A 20,715-nucleotide genomic window follows, 5' to 3' on the forward strand; every position below is an offset into this window, starting at 1 on the left:
CCGCGCTCCCGGAGCAACGTGTCCCGCTGGCAACGAGTTTGGTGAGGTTCGGATGGCGAACGAAGAGAAGCTCCTCGACTACCTGAAGCGGGTCACCGCCGATCTGCACCGCACCCGGGAGCGGCTGCGCGAGGTCGAGTCGCAGGAGCAGGACCCGATCGCGATCGTCGGCATGGCCTGCCGTTACCCGGGCGGGGTCAACTCGCCCGAGGACCTGTGGCGGCTGGTCGCCGACGGTGTCGACGCCATCGGCGACTTCCCCACCGACCGGGGCTGGGACACCGCCGCCCTCTACGACGCCGACCCGGACACCGCCGGCAGCAGCTACGTCCAGCAGGGCGGCTTCGTCCACGACGCCGCCGAGTTCGACGCCGAGTTCTTCGGCATCTCGCCCCGCGAGGCGTTGGCGATGGACCCGCAGCAGCGGCTGGTGCTGGAGGCGAGCTGGGAGGCGTGCGAAGGGGCCGGCATCAACCCCGACTCGTTGCGCGGCGGCCCGGTCGGCGTCTTCGTCGGCTGCGGCGGGCAGGACTACTGGGACCGGCTCACCGTGCTGCCCGAGCCGGTCGAGGCGTACATGAGCACCGGCAGCTCCGGCGCGGTGATCTCCGGGCGGGTCGCGTACAGCCTGGGGTTGGAGGGGCCGGCGGTCACCATCAACACCGCCTGCTCGTCGTCGCTGGTCGCGCTGCACCTGGCCGCGCACGCGCTGCGCCAGCGGGAGTGCGGCCTGGCGCTGGCCGGCGGCGTCACCGTGATGTCGACGCCCGGCGCGTTCGTCGCGTTCAGCCGGCAGCGGGGGCTGGCCTCCGACGGCCGCTGCAAGCCGTTCTCCGAGGACGCCGACGGCACCGGCTGGGGCGAGGGCGTCGGCATGCTGCTGCTGGAACGGCTCTCCGACGCCCAGCGCAACGGCCACCGGGTGCTCGCCGTCATCCGGGGTTCCGCGATCAACCAGGACGGCGCGTCCAACGGGCTGACCGCCCCCAACGGGGTGGCTCAGCAGCGGGTCATCCTCCAGGCGCTCGCCAACGCCGGGCTCACCTCCGGCGACGTCGACCTGATCGAGGCGCACGGCACCGGCACCACCCTCGGCGACCCGATCGAGGCGGAGGCGCTGATCGCCACGTACGGGCGCGACCGGCCGGCGGACCGGCCGCTCTGGCTCGGCTCGGTCAAGTCGAACATCGGCCACGCCCAGGCCGCCGCCGCCGTCAGCGGTGTGATCAAGATGGTGATGGCGCTGCGCCACGGCGTCCTGCCCAAGAGCCTGCACGTCGGTGAGCCGTCCACCCACGTGGACTGGTCCGCCGGCACCGTGCAACTGCTGGCCGAGGCGCGGCAGTGGCCCGACCACGGCCAGCCGCGCCGGGGCGGGGTGTCGTCGTTCGGGGTGAGCGGCACCAACGGGCACGTGATCCTGGAGCAGGCCCCGCCGGTCGAGACCGTCGCGCCGGTCGAGGCCGCCGAGCCGCCGGTGGTGCTCTGGCCGCTGTCGGGTCGGTCGGCGGCGGCGCTCGCCGGGCAGGCGGACCGGCTGCGGGAGTTCCTCACCGACGAACGTCCGGTGGACGTCGGGTACTCGCTCGGCACCACCCGGGGCAGCGCGGCGTACCGGGGCGTGGTGCTCGGCGACGACGTGGCCGGCCTGGAGACCCTGGCGGCCGGTGGTGGCCTGTCCGGCCGGGTGGTTTCCGGTCGTACGGCGGTGTTGTTCACCGGTCAGGGTGCGCAGCGGGTGGGGATGGGTCGTGAGTTGGCGGCGGCGTTCCCGGTGTTCGCTACCGCCCTGGATGAGGTGTGTGCGGCGTTCGGGCCGTTGCTGGATGGTGATCTGCGGGAGGTGATGTTCACCGACCCGGACGGTGTGCTGGATCAGACGGGGTGGACGCAGCCGGCCCTGTTCGCGGTGGAGGTGGCCCTGTTCCGTCTCGCGGAGTCGTGGGGGTTGAAGCCGGACTTCGTGGCCGGGCATTCGATCGGTGAGTTGGCCGCCGCGCATGTGGCGGGGGTGTGGTCGCTGGAGGATGCGTGTCGGGTGGTGGCGGCGCGGGGTGGTCTGATGCAGGCCCTGCCGGCGGGTGGGGCGATGTTGGCGATCGCTGCGCCGTTGGCGGAGTTGGATCTGGGTGACGTGGATGTGGCGGCGGTGAACGGTCCGCGGGCCGTCGTCGTCTCTGGCACCGAGGAGCAGATCGCCGCGTTGGAGGCGTCGCTTGAGGTGAAGACCCGCCGCCTGCGGGTGTCGCACGCGTTCCATTCGCATCTGATGGATCCGATGCTGGCCGAGTACGGGCGGGTCGTCGCCGGGGTGACCGCCAATGCGGTGACTATTCCGTTGGTGTCGACGGCGACGGGCGGCCTGGCGACCGAGGCCGAGCTGGGCTCGGCCGGGTACTGGCAGGGGCAGGTGCGGGGGACTGTGCGGTTCGCCGACGCGGTCGCTGCCCTGGCGGCGCGCGGGGTGACCCGGTTCGTCGAGATCGGGCCGGACAGCGTGCTCACCGCGATGGTCGCCGACTGCGTCGAGGACGCCACCGCGATCCCGCTCCAGCGCCGCAAGCGTGCGCAGGTCGAGGCGTACGCCGCCGGGATGGCCCAGGTGTGGATCAGCGGCGTCGACCTCGACTGGGCAGCGGTCAACCCGGGCGGCCGGTCCGTCGACCTGCCCACCTACGCCTTCCAACGCCAACGCTTCTGGCTGGACGCCCCGGCCGACCCCGGCGACGCCACCGCCATGGGGCTGGACTCCGCCGACCACCCGCTGCTCGGCGCGGCCGTCACCCTCGCCAACGCCGACGGGGCCGTCCTCACCGGCCGGCTCTCCCTCGACCGGCACCCGTGGCTCGCCGACCACGCCGTCGACGGCGCGGTGGTCTTCCCCGGCACCGGCTACGTCGACCTCGCCCTGCACGCCGGCGCGCAGGTCGGCGTCGAGACCGTCGACGAACTCACCATCGAGACCCCGCTGGTGCTGCCCGAACGCGGCGGTGTCCAACTCCAGGTCGTGGTCGGCCCCGCCGACGCCGGCCAGGCCCGCACCCTTCAGGTGTACGCCCGCAGCGCCGACACCGACGCCCCGTGGACCCGGCACGCCAGCGGGGTGCTCGCCGCCGGTCGGCGTACCACCGGGACTGCCCTCACCGAGTGGCCGCCCGCCGGTGCGGAACCGGTGCCCACCGACGACCTCTACCACCACCTGGCGACCGGCGGCCTGGTCTACGGCCCGGTCTTCCGGGGCCTGCGCCGGGTCTGGCGACGCGGCGACGAGCTCTACGCCGAGGTGAGCCTGCCGGAGGGGGTGGACGCCGACGGGTTCGGCCTGCACCCCGCCGTGCTCGACGCCGGCCTGCACGCCCTCGGCCTCGCCGAGGGTGACACCTTCCGGGGGCTGCCGTTCGCCTGGTCCGGTCTCACCCTGCACGCCACCGGCGCGGCCGGCGTCCGGGTCCGGCTCACCCCGGTCGGCTCCGGGGTCCGGGTGGCGGTCGCCGACGCGGTCGGCGCCCCGGTCGCCACGGTCGACTCGCTGGTGCTGCGCCCCGTCCAGGTGGCCCGCCCCGGCGGGGTCGCCGACGCGCTGTTCGACCTGACCTGGCAGGAGATCGGCACCCCCACGACCACGACCACCCCGCACTGGGCCCACCACCCGGCCGCCCGGCCCACCGGCACCGCCCCGACCACGTCGGCCCCGGCGGCGTCCGACCTCGAACTGTTGGTGCTGACCGCCGGAGCCGCCGGGGACGTCACCGGCCCCGAGGCGGTGCACGACGAGGTGAACCGGGTGCTCGGCCTGGTGCAGGAGTGGCTGGCCGGCCCGGACACCCACCGGCTGGTGGTGCTCACCCGACGCGCCGTCGGTGACGACGGGACCGATCCGACCGGGGCGGCCGTGTGGGGCCTGCTCCGCTCGGCGCAGGCCGAGAACCCCGACCGGTTGCTGCTGGTCGACACCGACCCGGACGCGGACGTGGCCGCGTCCCTCGCCGTGGCGGTGGCGACCGGTGAACCGCAGGTACGGGTCCGCGACGGCGTCGTCTCGGTGCCCCGGCTCACCCGCCAGGTCGTCGCCCCGTCCACCCCGGACACCCCCCTGTTCGGTACGGGCACCGTGCTGGTCACCGGTGCGACCGGTGCCCTCGGCACGGCGGTGGCCCGGCACCTGGTGGCGACGCACGGGGTGGCCCGGCTGCTGCTGGTGTCCCGCCGGGGCCCGGCCGCCGAGGGCGCCGACGACCTGGTCGCGGAGCTGACCGGGGCCGGCGCGCAGGTCGAGCTGGTCGCCGCCGACGTGGCCGACCGGGCTCAGGTCACCGCCCTGGTCGACGGCCACCCGGACCTGTCGGCGGTGGTGCACACGGCGGGCGTGCTGGACGACGGCGTGGTGTCGTCGCTGTCCGCCGCCCGACTCTCCGCGGTGCTGCGTCCCAAGGTGGACGCGGCGACGCTGCTGGACGAGTCGACCCGGGGCCGGGACCTGTCGGCGTTCGTGCTGTTCTCGTCGTTGTCCGGGGTGCTGGGTGCGCCGGGGCAGGGCAACTACGCGGCGGCGAACGCCTTCCTGGATGCGCTGGCGGTCACCCGTCGTGCCGCCGGGTTGCCGGCGGTGTCGTTGGCGTGGGGGCTGTGGGGTGAGGGTTCGGCGATGACCGACCGGCTCGGTGACGCCGACCGGGAGCGGATGTCCCGGGGTGGGGTGCTGCCGCTGGCCACCGCCGACGGGCTGGCCCTGCTCGACGCCGCCGTCGCCAACCCGTACCCGACCGCGGTGCCGGCCCGGCTCGACCTGGCCGCCCTGCGTGCCCTCGGCGACGACCTGCCGTTGCCGTTCCACGGCCTGGTCCGCCCGGCCCGCCGGACGGCCGCCCGTGCCGCCGGGACCACCGCGACCGGGTGGGCGGCGGACCTCGCCGCGCTCTCCGCCGAGGAGCGCGACCGCGCCGCGACCGCCCTGGTCCTCAGCCAGGTGGCCACGGTGCTCGGGCACACCTCCGCCGAGCGGATCGACGCCGGCCGGGCGTTCCAGGAGCTGGGTTTCGACTCGCTCACCGCCGTCGAGCTGCGCAACGGACTCTCCGTCAGCACCGGTCTGCGGCTGCCCGCCACCCTGATCTTCGACTACCCGTCCCCGCGTGACCTGGCCCGGCACCTGCTCAGCGAGATCGCCGGCCCGGACGACGCCGACACCGTGCAGCGGGTCACCACGTCCGTCGCCGACGAGCCGGTGGCGATCGTCGGGATGGCCTGCCGCTACCCCGGCGGCATCACCTCGCCGGAGGACCTGTGGCGGCTCGTCGCCGAGGGCGCCGACGCCGTCGACGACTTCCCGACCGATCGGGGTTGGGACCTGGCCCGGCTCTACGACCCGACCGGCACCCGCCCGGAGACCACGTACGTGGACAAGGGCGGGTTCCTCACCGACGCCGCCCAGTTCGACCCGGTCTTCTTCGGCATCTCCCCCCGCGAAGCGGTGATCATGGACCCGCAGCAGCGGTTGCTGCTGGAGACGTCCTGGGAGGCGTTCGAGCGGGCCGGCATCGACCCGGGCACCCTGCGCGGCTCGTCCACCGGTGTGTTCGCCGGGGTGATGTACCACGACTACGTCTCCGGGCACAGCTCCGGCAGCATCGTCACCGGTCGGGTGGCGTACACGTTCGGGCTGGAGGGACCGGCGGTGTCGGTCGACACCGCGTGTTCGTCGTCGTTGGTGGCGATGCATCTGGCGGGTCAGGCGTTGCGGTCGGGTGAGTGTGATCTGGCGTTGGCCGGTGGGGTGACGGTGATGGCGACGCCGGAGACGTTCGTGGAGTTCTCCCGGCAGCAGGGGTTGGCGCGGGACGGTCGGTGCAAGCCGTTCGCGGCGGGTGCGGACGGTACGGGGTGGTCCGAGGGTGTCGGGGTGTTGGTGCTCGAACGTCTTTCGGATGCGGTGCGTAACGGGCATCGGATTCTGGGTGTGGTGCGGGGTTCGGCGGTGAATCAGGACGGCGCGTCGAATGGTCTGACCGCGCCCAATGGTCCTTCTCAGCAGCGGGTGATCCGGCAGGCGCTCGCGAATGCGGGGGTGTCGGCGGCCGAGGTGGATGTGGTGGAGGCGCACGGTACGGGTACCACGCTGGGTGATCCGATCGAGGCGCAGGCGATCCTGGCGACGTACGGCCGGGACCGGGTGGGGCCGTTGTGGTTGGGGTCGGTGAAGTCGAACCTGGGTCACACGCAGGCTGCCGCGGGCGTGGCGGGTGTGATCAAGATGGTGATGGCGATGCGGCACGGGGTGGTGCCGCAGACGTTGCACGTGGATGCGCCGAGTCCGCACGTGGACTGGTCGGCGGGTGAGGTGCGGCTCGCCACCGAGGTGGTGGACTGGCCCGTGGAGGGTCGTCCGCGTCGGGCGGCGGTGTCGTCGTTCGGCATCAGCGGCACCAACGCCCACCTGATCCTGGAGCAGGCCCCCGCCACCGCGCCGACGGCCGGCTCCGCCACCACGAGGGTCACCGACCCCGTCACCGCGCCGGTGTCGCTCTGGCCGGTCTCCGGCCGCTCCGCCAGCGGCCTCGCCGCCCAGGCCACCCGCCTCGCCGACTTCCTCACCGACACCGACCTGCACCCCGCCGACGTCGCGCTGACCCTCGGCACCGGCCGGGCGGCGCTGGAACACCGCGGGGTGGCCGTCGGTGACGGCGTCGCCGGTCTCCGCGCGCTCGCCGCCGGTCAGGGCGTGCACGGCCACCTGAGCACCGGCCGGACTGCGGTGCTGTTCACCGGTCAGGGCGCGCAGCGGGTCGGCATGGGTCGTGAGCTGGCGGACGCCTTCCCGGTGTTCGCCGCCGCCCTGGATGAGGTGTGTGCGGCGTTCGGGCCGTTGCTGGATGGTGATCTGCGGGAGGTGATGTTCGCCGATCCGGATGGTGTGCTGGATCAGACGGGGTGGACGCAGCCGGCCCTGTTCGCGGTGGAGGTGGCCCTGTTCCGTCTGGCGGAGTCGTGGGGTCTCAAGCCGGATTTCGTGGCGGGTCATTCGATCGGTGAGTTGGCTGCCGCGCACGTCGCCGGGGTGTGGTCGCTGGAGGATGCGTGTCGTGTCGTGGCGGCGCGGGGTGGTCTGATGCAGGCCCTGCCGGCGGGTGGGGCGATGTTGGCGATCGCTGCTCCGTTGACGGAGCTGGATCTCGGTGACATCGATGTGGCGGCGGTGAACGGTCCGCGGGCCGTCGTCGTCTCTGGCACCGAGGAGCAGATCGCGGCGTTGGAGGCGTCGCTTGAGGTGAAGACGCGCCGGTTGCGGGTGTCGCACGCGTTCCACTCGCACCTGATGGACCCGATGCTGGCCGGCTACGGGCAGGTCCTCCATGCAGTGACCGCCAACTCGGCAGCCATCCCGTTGGTGTCGACCGCGACCGGTGACCTCGCCACCGACGACGAGCTGGGCTCCGCCGGGTACTGGCAGGGGCAGGTGCGCGGCACCGTCAAGTTCGCCGACGCGGTCGCCGTACTCAAGGACCGTGGGGTGACCCGGTTCATCGAGATCGGGCCGGACAGCGTGCTCACCGCCATGGTCGCCGAGGGCGTCGGCGACGCGGTGACCATCGCGTTGCAGCGCCGCGACCGGGACCAGGTCACCGGCTACGCCACCGGGATGGCCCGGGCGTGGACCACCGGCGTCGACCTCGACTGGTCGGCCATCCAACCCACCGCCCGGCAGGTCGACCTGCCCACCTACGCCTTCCAACGCCAGCACTACTGGCTCTACGACCCGGCCCTGGTCGGGGCCGGACTGCTCGCCGCCACCCACCCGCTGCTCGACGCCGCCGTGCCGCTGGCCAACACCGACGGTGTCGTCTTCACCGGCCGCTGGTCGCGGCACACCCACCCGTGGCTCGCCGACCACGCCGTCGGCGGCACCGTCGTGTTCCCCGGCACCGGCCTGGTCGAACTCGCCATCCACGCCGGCGACCAGGTCGGCACCGGTCTGCTCGACGAGTTGACCCTGCACGCGCCGCTGGTCGTCCCCGAGGGCGGCGGCGTCGAGGTGCAGGTCGCGGTGGAGCCGCCCGACCCGAGCGGCCGGCGTGCCGTCCAGGTGCACTCCCGGGAACGCGACGACGCCCCGTGGACCCGGCACGCCACCGGCGTCCTCACCGCCGGGGACAGCCCCGGCGTCGCCCTCACCGAGTGGCCCCCCGCCGACGCCGAACCCCTGCCGCTGGCCGGCCTCTACGACGACCTCGCCACCGGCGGCCTCGACTACGGCCCCACCTTCCGGGGCCTGCGTCGCGCCTGGCGGGCCGGCGACGCACTCCTCGCCGAGATCGACCTCCCCGACGGTACGGACACCGACGGCTACGGACTGCACCCGGCCCTCTTCGATGCCGGCCTGCACGTCCTCACCCGCGCCGACGGCGACACCCACCGGGGCCTGCCGTTCGCCTGGTCCGGGGTGGCGCTGCACGCCACCGGCGCGACCAGCCTGCGGGTCCGGCTCACCCCCGCCGGCGCCGGCGTGCGGATCGCCGTCGCCGACGCGGTCGGCGCGCCCGTCGCCACCGTGCAGTCGCTGGTGCTTCGCCCGGTGCAGGTCGCCACCGCCACCGCCGGCGTCGCCGACGCGTTGTTCGGCCTCGACTGGCAGCCCGTCACCGTCACCCCGACCGCCACCGCCTGGACCTGGCACCCCGACACCGCCCCGACCGGCGACGGCCACACCACGACCGCCGCACCGGGTGACGGTGAGGGTGGCACGGCGACCGCCGACGGCGCGGCCGAGCTGGTGGTGCTGCGCGCCGGAGGCACCGACGACGTGCACGCCGAGGTGAACCGGGTGCTGGACGTCGCCCAGCGCTGGCTGGCGGGGACCACCCCCGCCCCGCTCGTCGTGCTCACCCGGCACGCCGTCGGCGACGACGTGACCGACCTGGCCGGCGCTGCGGTGTGGGGGCTGATCCGCTCCGCGCAGGCGGAGAACCCCGACCGGTTCCTCCTCGTCGACGCCGACACCGACCGGCTCGACGATGTCCTCCCGCTGGCCCTGGCCACCGGCGACCCGCAGGTGCTGATCCGCGACGGCGTCGTCCGGGTACCCCGGATCGTCCGCCGGACGCTGCCGACGACCCCGCCGGACGCCCCGCGCTACGGCACCGGCACGGTGCTGGTCACCGGCGCGACCGGTGCACTCGGCTCGGCGGTGGCCCGGCACCTGGTGACGGCACACGGGGTGTCCCGGCTGCTGCTGCTGTCACGCAGCGGTACGGCGGCCGCCGGCGCGGGCGACCTCGTCGCGGAGCTGTCCGAGGCCGGCGCACAGGTCGACCTGGTCGCCTGCGACGTGGCCGACCGGGAGCAGGTGGCCGCCGTGCTGGCCGGGGTGCCGGACCTGTCGGCGGTGGTGCACACGGCCGGGGTGCTCGACGACGGCGTCGTCTCGTCGCTCACGGCAGCGCGGGTATCGGGGGTGCTGCGCCCCAAGGTGGACGCGGCGGCGCTGCTGGACGAGCTGACCCGGGGCCGGGACCTGTCGGCGTTCGTGCTGTTCTCCTCGCTGTCCGGGGTGATCGGCGCGCCCGGGCAGGGCAACTACGCGGCGGCGAACGCCTACCTCGACGCGCTGGCCGTGTCCCGTCGTACCGCGGGACTGCCCGGGGTGTCGCTGGCGTGGGGGCTGTGGGGTGAGGGCTCGGCGATGACCGACAAGCTCGCCGACACCGACCGGGAACGGATGTCCCGGGGCGGGGTGCTGCCGCTGACCACCGAGGACGGGTTGGCGTTGCTCGACGCCGCCGTCGCCGGTGGACCGGCCACCCTCGTCCCGGCCCGGCTCGACGTGCCGACGCTGCGTACCCTCGGTGACCGGCTGCCGCCGGTGCTGCGTGGCCTGGCCGGTCCGACCCGGCGCACCGCCGCCACCGCCACCGACCGGCCGGGCGGCGACTGGCTGGCCGGGGTGCCGGCGGGCGAGCGGGCCGGGGCCGTCCGGCACCTGGTGCACACCCACGTCGCCGCCGTGCTCGGCCTCGCCGGCCCGGAGGCCGTCGAGGCGGACCGGACGTTCCAGAGTCTCGGCTTCGACTCGCTCACCGCCGTCGAGCTGCGCAACGCGCTCGCCACGGCGGCCGGCCTGCGACTCCCGGCCACCCTGATCTTCGACTACCCGACGCCGGTCGCCCTCGCCGGGTTCCTGTACGGCGAGTTGAGCGGTGCTCTCGACGTACCGCAGGCCCGGCAGACCGCCAGCACGGCGGTCGGTGACGACCCGGTGGCGATCGTCGGGATGGCCTGCCGTTACCCCGGTGGGGTCTCCTCGCCCGAGGACCTGTGGCGGCTCGTCGCCGACGGCGTCGACGCCATCGACGGCTTCCCGACCGATCGGGGTTGGGACCTGGCCCGGCTCTACGACCCGACCGGCACCCGCCCCGACACCAGCTACGCCGACCAGGGCGGGTTCCTGCCCGGCGCGGCCGGCTTCGACCCGGCCTTCTTCGGCATCTCGCCCCGCGAGGCCGTCCTGATGGACCCGCAGCAGCGGCAACTGCTGGAGGTCTCCTGGGAGGCGTTCGAGCGGGCCGGCATCGACCCCGCCTCGGTACGCGGCTCCGCCACCGGCGTCTTCGCCGGCCTCATGTACCACGACTACGTGACCGGGCACAGCGCCGGCAGTGTCGTCTCCGGCCGGATCGCCTACACCCTCGGCCTCGAAGGCCCCGCCGTCACCGTGGACACCGCGTGTTCGTCGTCGTTGGTGGCGATGCATCTGGCGGGTCAGGCGTTGCGGTCGGGTGAGTGTGATCTGGCGTTGGCCGGTGGGGTGACGGTGATGGCGACGCCGGAGACGTTCGTGGAGTTCTCCCGGCAGCAGGGGTTGGCACGGGACGGTCGGTGCAAGCCGTTCGCGGCGTCGGCCGACGGGACGGGTTGGTCCGAGGGCGTCGGCGTGCTGGTGCTCGAACGGCTCTCCGACGCGCGTCGGCACGGGCACCAGATCCTGGGCCTCGTCCGCGGTTCGGCGGTCAACCAGGACGGCGCGTCCAACGGTCTCACCGCGCCCAACGGACCGGCGCAGCAGCGGGTGATCCGGCAGGCCCTCGCGAACGCCCGGGTGTCGGCCGCCGAGGTGGACGTGGTGGAGGCGCACGGTACGGGCACCACGCTGGGTGATCCGATCGAGGCGCAGGCGATCCTGGCGACGTACGGTCGGGACCGGGCGCAGCCGCTGTGGTTGGGGTCGGTGAAGTCGAACCTGGGCCACACGCAGGCTGCGGCCGGTGTGGCGGGTGTGATCAAGATGGTGCTGGCGATGCGGCACGGGGTGGTCCCCCGGACGTTGCACGTGGACGCGCCGAGTCCGCACGTGGACTGGTCCGCCGGTGACGTACGGCTCGCCACCGAGGCCGTCGACTGGCCGGCCGACGGTCACCCCCGCCGGGCGGCGGTGTCGTCGTTCGGCATCAGTGGAACCAACGCGCACGTCATCGTCGAGGAGTACCCGCAGCCCGTCGTGACACCCGAGCCGACGCCGGCTCCGGCCGTGGTGCTCTGGCCGCTGGCCAGCCGCTCCACCACCGGCCTCACCGCGCAGGCCACCCGCCTGCGCGACTTCCTCACCGACGAGAGACCGGTCGACGTCGGGCACTCCCTGGCCGCCGGCCGGGCCGCCCTGGACCACCGGGCCGTCGCCGTCGGCGGTACGGCCGCCGACCTGGCCGCCGGCCTCGAAGCCCTGACCGCCGGTGGCGGCCTGTCGGGTCGGATCACCACCGGCCGTACGGCGGTGTTGTTCACCGGTCAGGGCGCGCAGCGCGTCGGCATGGGTCGTGACCTGGCGGCGTCGTTCCCCGTGTTCGCCGCCGCCCTGGACGAGGTGTGTGCGGCGTTCGGGCCGTTGCTGGGTGGTGATCTGCGGGAGGTGATGTTCGCCGATCCGGATGGTGTGCTGGATCAGACGGGGTGGACGCAGCCGGCCCTGTTCGCGGTGGAGGTGGCCCTGTTCCGCCTCGCGGAGTCGTGGGGGTTGAAGCCGGACTTCGTGGCCGGGCATTCGATCGGTGAGTTGGCCGCCGCGCACGTAGCCGGGGTGTGGTCCCTGGCGGACGCCTGCCGGATCGTCGCCGCGCGGGGTGGTCTGATGCAGGCCCTCCCCGCCGGCGGCGCGATGCTGGCCATCGCCGCTCCGTTGACGGAGCTGGATCTCGGTGACATCGATGTGGCGGCGGTGAACGGCCCCCGGGCCGTGGTGGTGTCCGGCACCGAGGAGCAGATCGCCGCGTTGGAGGCGTCGCTGGAGGTGAAGACCCGCCGCCTGCGGGTGTCGCACGCGTTCCACTCACACCTGATGGACCCGATGCTCGCCGGCTACGGGCTGGTCCTCGACGGGGTCACCGCCAACCCGGCGGACATCCCGCTGGTGTCGACCGCCACCGGCGACCTGGCCGGCGACGCCGAACTCGGCTCGGCCGAATACTGGCAGGGTCAGGTGCGGGGCACGGTGCGGTTCGCCGACGCGGTCGCCGCCCTGGCTGCCCGTGGGGTCACCCGGTTCGTCGAGATCGGGCCGGACAGCGTGCTCACCGCGATGGTCGCCGACACCCTCGACGAGGCGGTGACCATCCCGCTGCAACGCCGCGACCGGGACCCGCTGACCGCCTACGCCACCGGGATGGCGCAGGCGTGGATCAGCGGCGTCGACCTCGACTGGGCGGCGGTCAACCCGGGTGGCCGGTCCGTCGACCTGCCCACCTACGCGTTCCAACACCAGCACTACTGGATGCAGGACACCGGCGCGGACCGGGACGTCACCGCCGCCGGGCTGCTCGACGCCGAGCACCCGCTGCTGTCGGCCGTCACCACCCTGCCCGACACCGACGGGCTGATCGCCACCGGGCTGCTGTCCCGGCGTACCCACCCGTGGTTGGCCGATCACGCGCTCGGCGACACGATCGTGCTGCCCGGCACCGGGCTGGTCGAACTCGCCGTGCGGGCCGGTGACCAGGTCGGCTGCGGCCGGCTGGCCGAACTCGTCCTCCAGGCCCCGCTGGTCGTCCCCGACGACGACGGTGTGCAGGTGCAGGTCGCCGTCGGGGCCGCCGGCGACGACGGCGGCCGGTCGGTCACCGTCTACTCCCGGCACCGGGACGCACCCTGGTCCCGGCACGCCACCGGCCTGCTCACCCCGACCCCGACCAGCCCGCCGGCCGACGGACCGGCGGTGTGGCCGCCGCCCGCCGCCACCCCCGTCGACCTCGACGACCTCTACCCGCGGATGGCCGACGCCGGCCTGGTCTACGGCCCGGTCTTCCAGGGCCTGCGGGCCGCCTGGCGACACGGCGACGAGGTGTACGCCGAGGTCGCGCTCCCCGCCGACGTGCTCGACGCCGACCGGTTCCACCTGCACCCGGCCCTGTTCGACGCGGCCCTGCACGCCATCGGCCTCAGCCGGGGCGAAGGCGCGCCCGCCGTCCCGTTCACCTGGACCGGGGTGAGCGTCCACGCCACCGGCGCGGCCACCCTGCGGGTCACCGTCACCCCCGCCGGGCCCGACGAGGTGGCCCTCACCCTCACCGACGGGGCCGGCCTGCCCGTCGCCCGGGTCGACTCGCTGGTGCTGCGGGAGATCGAACCGAGCCAGCTCGCCGCCGCCCGCACCGGGCGGCAGGAGCACCTCTACCGGGTCGACTGGACTCCGGTGCCGCTGCCCGCCACCCCCGCCACCGGCCGTTGGGCGCTGGTCGGCGCCGACGAGTTCAAGGTGGCCGCCGCGCTCGACACCGTCGGCCTGCGCGCCGAGACCCACCCGGACCTGGCCACCCTCACCGCCGCCCTGGACGCGGGCGAGGCGGCACCGGACGTGGTGCTGGTCGCCAGCGTGCAGCCCGACTCCCGGGACCTCGCGGCCGGAGCCCGGCACACCACCGGGCAGCTCCTCACCCTGCTCCAGGGCTGGCTCGCCGACGGGCGGTTGGCGTCGTCCCGCCTGCTGGTGCTCACCCACGGCGCGCAGGGCACGCCGGTCACCGAACCCGCCGCCGCAGCGGCCTGGGGTCTCGCCCGCTCCGCCCAGTCGGAGAACCCGGGCCGGATCGTCCTGGTCGACCTCGACGACCACGACGAGTCGGCGCAGGCCCTCCCGGCGGTGCTGGCCGGCGGTGAATCGCAACTGGTCGTCCGCGAGGGCGTCGCGCACGCCGCCCGGCTGGTGCCCGCCACCACGCCCGACGGCACCCCCGGCAGCGCCTTCACCGCCGACGGCACCGTCCTGGTCACCGGGGCCGGTGGCACCCTCGGCAGGCTCGTCGCCCGGCACCTGGTCGACGCGTACGGGGTGCGGCACCTGCTGCTGGCCAGCCGGCGTGGCCCCGACGCGGACGGGATGGCCGCGCTGCGTGCCGAGCTCACTGCGGCCGGCGCCGAGGTCACCGTGGCCGCCTGCGACCTGGCCGACCGGGACGCGGTCGCCGCGCTGCTGGCCGGGGTGGCCGCCGCGCACCCGCTGACCGGGGTGGTGCACGCCGCCGGGGTGCTCGACGACGGGATCATCCCGTCGCTGACCCGGGACCGCCTCGACGCGGTGCTGCGCCCCAAGGTCGACGCGGCCAGCCACCTGCACGAGCTGACCCGCGACGCGGGACTCACCGCGTTCGTGCTGTTCTCCTCGGCGGCCGGGGTGCTCGGCGGGCCGGGCCAGGGCAACTACGCGGCGGCGAACGCCTTCCTCGACGCGCTGGCCGGAGCCCGGCGGGCGGCCGGGCTGCCCGCCCAGTCCCTGGCCTGGGGTCCGTGGGCCGGCGGTGGGATGGCCGACGACCTCGGCGGCACCGACCGGGCCCGGATGTCCCGGGGCGGCGTGTTGCCGATGTCCGCCGAGGAGGGGCTGGCGCTGCTCGACGCGGCGCTGGCCCGTACCGAGGCGGTGCTCGTCCCGGTCAAGGCCGACCTGCGCGGCCAGCCGGGCGCAGAGGTGCCACCGATCCTCCGGTCCCTGGTCACCCCGGCCCGGCGTACCGCGTCCGGCAGCGCCCGGCCCGACCCGGCGGCGCTGCGGCGTACCCTCGGCGGGCTCGACGACGACGGCCAGGCGGCGCTGCTGCGCGACCTGGTCCGGGCGCGGGCCGCGACGGTGCTCGGCCACGGCGGGCCGGACGACGTCGACCCGGCGCTGCGCTTCGTCGAGCTGGGCTTCGACTCGCTGACCGCGATGGAGCTGCGCAACGCCCTCAACGAGGCCACCGGGCTGCGGCTGGCCACCGGGGTGGTCTTCGACCACGGCAGCGTCGACGAACTCGCCGCCCTGCTGCGGACCGAGCTGGCCGCCCCGCCGGCGCAGGACGGCGCCGGTGCGCCCGACGCCGCCGCCGACACGATGAGTGCGCTGTTCGGCACCGCCGTCCGGGGCGGTCGGGTGCAGCAGGGCCTGGCGTTGCTGCACGCGGTGGCCGACATCCGACCCAGCTTCGACGGGCCGGCCGACCTGCCGCAGATCCCCGCCCCCCGGCGGCTCGCCCGAGGCGACCGGGGGCCGGCGATCGTCTGCTTCCCCTCCCCGATGGCACTCGGCGGCGACCAGCAGTACGCCCGGTTCACCGCCGAGTTCGGCGGCACCCGGGACGTGTGGACCCTGCCGGTGCCGGGCTTCAATCGCGACGACAGCCTGCCCGCCTCGTCCGACGCGGCGGTCCGGGTCTTCGCCGAGATGGTCCGCCCGATCGCCGAACAGGGGCCGTACGTCATCGTCGGTTACTCCTCCGGCGGGCTGTTCGCCCACGCCACCGCCGGTGAGCTGGCGCGGCAGGGGCACGGCCCGACCGGGGTGGTGCTGCTGGACACCTACCTGACCACCGGCAGCACCACGGCGACGTTCTTCACCCACATGCTCGAGTCGTTGCTGGCCAAGGAGGCCGCCTTCGGCGAGTTCAGCAGCGCCCGGCTGTCGGCGATGGGCCGCTACATCCGGTTGCTGGAGAGCTGCCCGATCGAGGCGATCGACGCGCCGGTGCTCTTCGTCCGGCCGCAGGAGTCCATCGTGGCCGGTGGCGACGACGACGGGTGGCGGGCCACCTGGGAAACCCCGCACACGCTCCGGGAGGTGCCCGGCGACCACTTCACCATGATGGAGGGTCAGGTCGGCACGACCGCCGGGGTGGTCCGGGACTGGATCTCGCAGTGACGACAGCTGGAGTGGACGACATGACACTGGCACCGACCGCCAAGGGCACCGTCGAGTTCGGCGACCACCGGACGTGGTACCGGGTGACGGGGGAGCTGCCCGGCGACCGGCCGCCGCTGGTGGTGCTGCACGGCGGCCCCGGCAGCACCCACGACTACCTGCTCAACCTGGCCGAGCTGAGCCGTACCGGCCGGCCGGTGGTGCACTACGACCAGCTCGGCAACGGCGGCTCCACCCACCTGCGGGGGCGGGGGGCCGACTTCTGGACGGTGGACCTGTTCCTGGCCGAACTGGACAACCTGCTGCGGCGGCTCGGCATCGCCGACGGGTATGTGCTGTTGGGGCAGTCCTGGGGCGGGGTGCTGGCGGCGGCCCACGCGGTGCGCCGGCCGGCCGGGCTGCGCGGCCTGGTGATCGCCAACGCGCCCGCGTCGTACCCGCTGTGGCTGCCGGAGCTGGACGTGCTGCGGGCCGCGCTGCCCCCGGGGGTGGACGCGACGCTGCGCCGGCACGAGGCCGCGGGCACCACCGACAGCGCCGCCTACACGGCCGCGATGATGGTCTTCTACCAGCGGCACGTGTGCCGGTGCAAGCCGCTGCCCCCGGAGCTGATGGCCTCCTTCATGGAGATCAACGGGGACCCGACCGTCTACCACGCGATGAACGGGCCGAGCGAGTTCCACATCATCGGCACGCTGCGCGACTATTCGTTGGTCGACCGGCTGCCGCAGATCGACGCGCCGACCCTGGTGATCAGCGGCGAGCACGACGAGGTCACCCCCGCCGCGGTCCGCCCCTTCCACGACCTCGTCCCCGGGGCCCACTGGGAGATCATCGAGGGGGCCAGCCACCTGCCCCACCTGGAGACCCCGCAGCGGTTCACCGAGGTGCTCACCCAGTTCCTCGACAAGCTCTGAGCCACCCGCCTCGACGCCCGCGCCGCCGGTTCAGGCGGGGCGGGCGTCCGGCTCGGACGGGCGGGCGTCGTACGTCGCGCGGTGGGCGTGCACGTCGTCCAGGTGCCGCTCGGCCCAGGTCTTGAGGCCGCGCATCATCTCGTGCAGGGAGAAGCCGAGGTCGGTCAGCTCGTAGGTGACCGTGACGGGCACGGTCGGCGTCGCGGTGCGGATGACCAGGCCGTCGCGTTCCAGGGAGCGCAGCGTCTGGGTGAGCATCTTCTGGCTGACGCCGGCCAGCAGGCGGGACAGCTCCGAGTAGCGCATCGGCCGGGGGGTGCCGGCGCAGTCCGCGCCGAACCGGTGCGAGCCGTCGGTGCGCAGCGCGGCCAGCACCAGCGCCACCCACTTGTCGGAGATCCGGGCGAGCAGTTCCCGACTGGGACACTGCGCCAGGAAGGCGTCATATCCCGCAGCCGCCTCCGCCCGTCGCAGGGCTGCCGTCCTCGTCGCCATCGGTCGTTCCTCCCGTGCCCGGTGCGCTACGCACTTCCAGGTGCCTACTTCCCGGCAGAAAGCTACTCCACGGATAGTGGTCGGGCAGCACTCCGCTCACCACGAAAGCCCGAGGTAACCACATGCTCACCCGTTCCCTGCCCGGCGGCACCTGGACGCTCGGCGACCTGACCGTCACCCGGTTCGGCTACGGCGCCATGCAGCTCGCCGGCCCGTGGGTGATGGGACCGCCCGCCGATCCCGACGGCGCGCTCGCCGTCCTGCGGGAGGTGGTCGCCCTCGGCATCACCCACATCGACACCAGCGACGCCTACGGGCCACACGTCACCAACCGGCTGATCCGGGCGGCGCTGCACCCGTACCCCGAGGGGCTGCGCCTGGTGACCAAGGTCGGCGCGACGCGGGACCGGCAGGGCGGCTGGCCACCGGCCCGGGAGCCGGCGCAACTGCGCCGGGCCGTGCACGAGAACCTGGAAAACCTGGGCGTCGGGGTGCTCGACCTGGTCAACCTCCGGCTGGGTGACGCCGAGGGACCCCGGCCCGGCTCGCTCGCCGAGCCGTTCGGGGCGCTCGTCACACTCCAGCGGCAGGGCCTGATCCGGCACCTGGGGGTGAGCAACGTGACGGCCGAGCAGGTCGCCGAGGCGCAGTCGATCGCGCCCGTCGTCTGCGTGCAGAACCGCTACAACCTCGCGTACCGCCGGGACGACGCGTTGATCGACCGGCTCGCCGGGCAGGGGGTTGCCTACGTGCCGTACTTCCCGCTCGGTGGCTTCAGCCCACTCCAGTCCGCGGCGCTCTCGGCGGTGGCCGCCCGGCGGGACGCCACGCCGATGTCGGTCGCCCTGGCCTGGCTGTTGCAGCGTTCGCCCAACATCCTGCTCATCCCCGGCACCTCGTCGGTGGCGCACCTGCGGGAAAATGTCGTCGGGGCGGGGCTGACACTCTCCACCGACGACCTCACCGCGCTGGACGAGATCGGCCGCTGACCGGCTGAGGTGATGGAAAGTGCCCGTGACCAGCCTGGTCACGGGCACTTTCTGGGACGCGGGCCGCTCACACGGGAGCGGGAGCGCCACGCATGTCGGTCAGCACGCGCCACAGCGTCTGCGGGGTGGCGAACGTCTCCATCGACATCGCCTCGTCGACGAACCGCACGTCGTACTCGCTCTCCAGGGTGGCCAGCAGTTCGACCATGGCGAGGGAGTCCAGGCCCGAGTCGCGCAGGCTGGTGCCGTCCAGCAGCGGCTCCTCGGGGTCGAGGAAGGGCAGGTGCTGGCGCAGGATGGCCTCGAACCGTTGATCCCACATGTCCGCGATTCCTTCCGGTGCAGGGTGAGAAGACGCTAACAATGCCCACCGGACGGTGACGACCCGACAAATCTCCGGTCCCCGGCCGGTCGGGGTAAGGGGTGGCTAGGGGGGTCGATGCGGGTGGGGGCCGCCGGGGCCGCGGATACGCTCCGGCCATGAGTCGAGAGAACTTCGCGCGCACGCACGCCTCCGTGGAGACGCTGCACGAGTTCCTGTTGGCGGGCGCCCGGCTGACGCCCGACAAGCCGGCCGTCATCCAGGCCGTCGGCGGCGAGGTCGGCTCCATCTCGTACCGTCAGCTCGCCCAGCGGGTGGACGGCTACGCCGCCGCCCTCGACGAACTCGGCCTGGACATCGGCGACCGGGTGATTCTGGAGTCGGACACCTCGCCGACCGCCATCGCCGTCTTCCTCGCCTGCTCCTCGCTGGGCCTGACGTTCATCCCGGTCAGCCCGGAGACCCCCGCCCAGCGGCTCGCGCTGATCGCCGAGAGCACCGCCGCCGCGCTGCACCTGCAACCCGTCGACGGCCGCCGCGACGGCGTGCCCGCGCCGCTGGGCACCGCCCGGTTCGGCCCGGACGGCATCCAGGTCGAGCGGGCGCCCGCGCCGCGCACCCGGCACCGCCGGGAGCTGGTCCCCACCGACCCGGCCTACATGATCTTCACGTCGGGCACCACCGGCCGGCCCAAGGGCGTGGTGATGAGCCACCGGGGCGTGCTCGCCTTCTTCCGGGGGATGCTGCGGCACGGCATCGTCTCCGCCGAGGACCGGGTCGCCACCACCTCGCCGCTGCAGTTCGACTTCTCGCTGCTCGACATCGGGCTGGCGCTGGGCAGCGGCGCGGCCGTGGTGCCGGTGCCCCGGTCGCTGCTGCGCTGGCCGCGCCGCTTCGTGCAGTTCCTCGCCGACAGCGGGGCCACCCAGGTCAACGGCGTGCCGTCGATCTGGCGGGGGGTGCTGCGGCACGAGTTCGCCGGGTTGGCCGCGCTCGGTGAGCAGATCCGCGGGGTGCTCTACTCCGGCGAGAACTTCCCCCTGCCGGAGATGCGGGAGCTGCAACGTGCCCTGCCGCACGCCCGGGTGGTCAACTGCTTCGGCAGCAGCGAGTCCATCGCCGCGTCCTTCACCGACGTGCCGAATCCGCTGCCCGACGACATCGACCGGATCTCCATCGGCCACGCCCACCCCGGCGCGGAGATGCTGCTGATCGACGAGGACGGCCGGCCGGTCGACGAGCCGGGTGTCATCGGCCAGATCCACCTGCGCAGCGCCGCCCTGTTCCACGGGTACTGGAACGACCCGGAGGCCACCGCCGCCGCGCTGGTCCCCGACCCGCTCAACCCGGCCACCGGGCAGGTGGTCTTCCGCACCGGCGACCTGGCCTACCGGGGTGAGGGCGGCGAACTCTACTTCACCGGCCGGGCCGACTCCCTGGTCAAGGTGCGCGGCAACCGGGTCGAACTGGGCGAGGTGGAGCGTCGGGTCCGGGAGTTCCCGGGCATCGCCGGCGCCGCCGCGCTGATGCTGCCCCAGGAGGGCAAGGACCCGGTGCTGGCCGCCTTCGTGGTGCTCGACGAGGGCGTCACCGGCGTGGAGGAGATGGAGCTGGGCGCGTTCTGCCTGGAGGCGCTGCCCGACTACATGGTGCCGCAGCAGGTCCGGGTCATCGACGAGCTGCCGGTCAACGCCAACGGCAAGGTCGACCGGCGGGCTCTGGCCGACCGCGCGGGACAGCCCGCACAGCGCTGACCCGCCCCCGAACGACCCCTGGCCGGTCCCTTCAGGAGGGGGACCGGCCAGGGGTTTCTCTGCGTCGCCGCCAGGTCGCTGAAATGGC

Annotated in this window: 6 protein-coding genes; 4 read left to right on the forward strand and 2 right to left on the reverse strand. The window is 74.1% G+C overall.

Features of this window, described 5'->3' with window-relative positions:
- The first annotated feature begins 52 nt into the window (after positions 1 to 52).
- Positions 53 to 16,150, forward strand: a complete 16,098-nt coding sequence (locus ACQP1S_RS09560) for an SDR family NAD(P)-dependent oxidoreductase (protein ID WP_432905347.1) — start codon at positions 53 to 55, stop codon at positions 16,148 to 16,150.
- An 11-nt stretch (positions 16,151 to 16,161) separates the two neighbouring features.
- Positions 16,162 to 17,067 (forward strand): proline iminopeptidase-family hydrolase, encoded by a 906-nt coding sequence (locus tag ACQP1S_RS09565; protein WP_432905350.1) that lies wholly within the window; start codon positions 16,162 to 16,164, stop codon positions 17,065 to 17,067.
- A gap of 30 nt (positions 17,068 to 17,097) precedes the next feature.
- On the opposite strand, the gene ACQP1S_RS09570 is transcribed toward ACQP1S_RS09565, so the two are convergent.
- Positions 17,098 to 17,562 carry a winged helix-turn-helix transcriptional regulator gene (locus ACQP1S_RS09570; RefSeq protein ID WP_091253954.1) on the reverse strand — a complete coding sequence of 155 codons (465 nt, stop codon included), beginning with the start codon at positions 17,560 to 17,562 and terminating at the stop codon, positions 17,098 to 17,100.
- A gap of 122 nt (positions 17,563 to 17,684) precedes the next feature.
- Between ACQP1S_RS09570 and ACQP1S_RS09575 the strand changes: the two genes are divergently transcribed.
- The gene (locus tag ACQP1S_RS09575; protein WP_432905352.1) at positions 17,685 to 18,551 is read left to right on the forward strand and encodes an aldo/keto reductase family oxidoreductase; all 867 of its coding nucleotides are present in this window, start codon (positions 17,685 to 17,687) and stop codon (positions 18,549 to 18,551) included.
- A 67-nt stretch (positions 18,552 to 18,618) separates the two neighbouring features.
- Here the strand turns inward: ACQP1S_RS09575 and ACQP1S_RS09580 are convergent, their stop codons facing one another.
- Entirely contained in the window at positions 18,619 to 18,873 is a 255-nt protein-coding gene (locus tag ACQP1S_RS09580; RefSeq protein WP_091253948.1) for a phosphopantetheine-binding protein, read from the reverse strand.
- 158 nt (positions 18,874 to 19,031) lie between these two features.
- Here ACQP1S_RS09580 and ACQP1S_RS09585 point away from each other — a divergent pair, with 158 nt between their 5' ends.
- Positions 19,032 to 20,627, forward strand: coding sequence for a D-alanine--poly(phosphoribitol) ligase (locus ACQP1S_RS09585; protein WP_091253945.1), 1,596 nt, complete (start codon positions 19,032 to 19,034; stop codon positions 20,625 to 20,627).
- The last annotated feature ends 88 nt before the right edge of the window (positions 20,628 to 20,715 follow it).

The organism is Micromonospora matsumotoense, from assembly GCF_050951065.1.
GTDB lineage: Bacteria > Actinomycetota > Actinomycetes > Mycobacteriales > Micromonosporaceae > Micromonospora > Micromonospora matsumotoensis.

Coding starts and splice junctions, on each gene's coding strand:
- ACQP1S_RS09560 (WP_432905347.1), top strand. CDS start 53: ATGGCGAACGAAGAGAAGCTCCTCGACTACCTGAAGCGGGTCACCGCC.
- ACQP1S_RS09570 (WP_091253954.1), bottom strand. CDS start 17,562: ATGGCGACGAGGACGGCAGCCCTGCGACGGGCGGAGGCGGCTGCGGGA.
- ACQP1S_RS09575 (WP_432905352.1), top strand. CDS start 17,685: ATGCTCACCCGTTCCCTGCCCGGCGGCACCTGGACGCTCGGCGACCTG.
- ACQP1S_RS09580 (WP_091253948.1), bottom strand. CDS start 18,873: ATGTGGGATCAACGGTTCGAGGCCATCCTGCGCCAGCACCTGCCCTTC.
- ACQP1S_RS09585 (WP_091253945.1), top strand. CDS start 19,032: ATGAGTCGAGAGAACTTCGCGCGCACGCACGCCTCCGTGGAGACGCTG.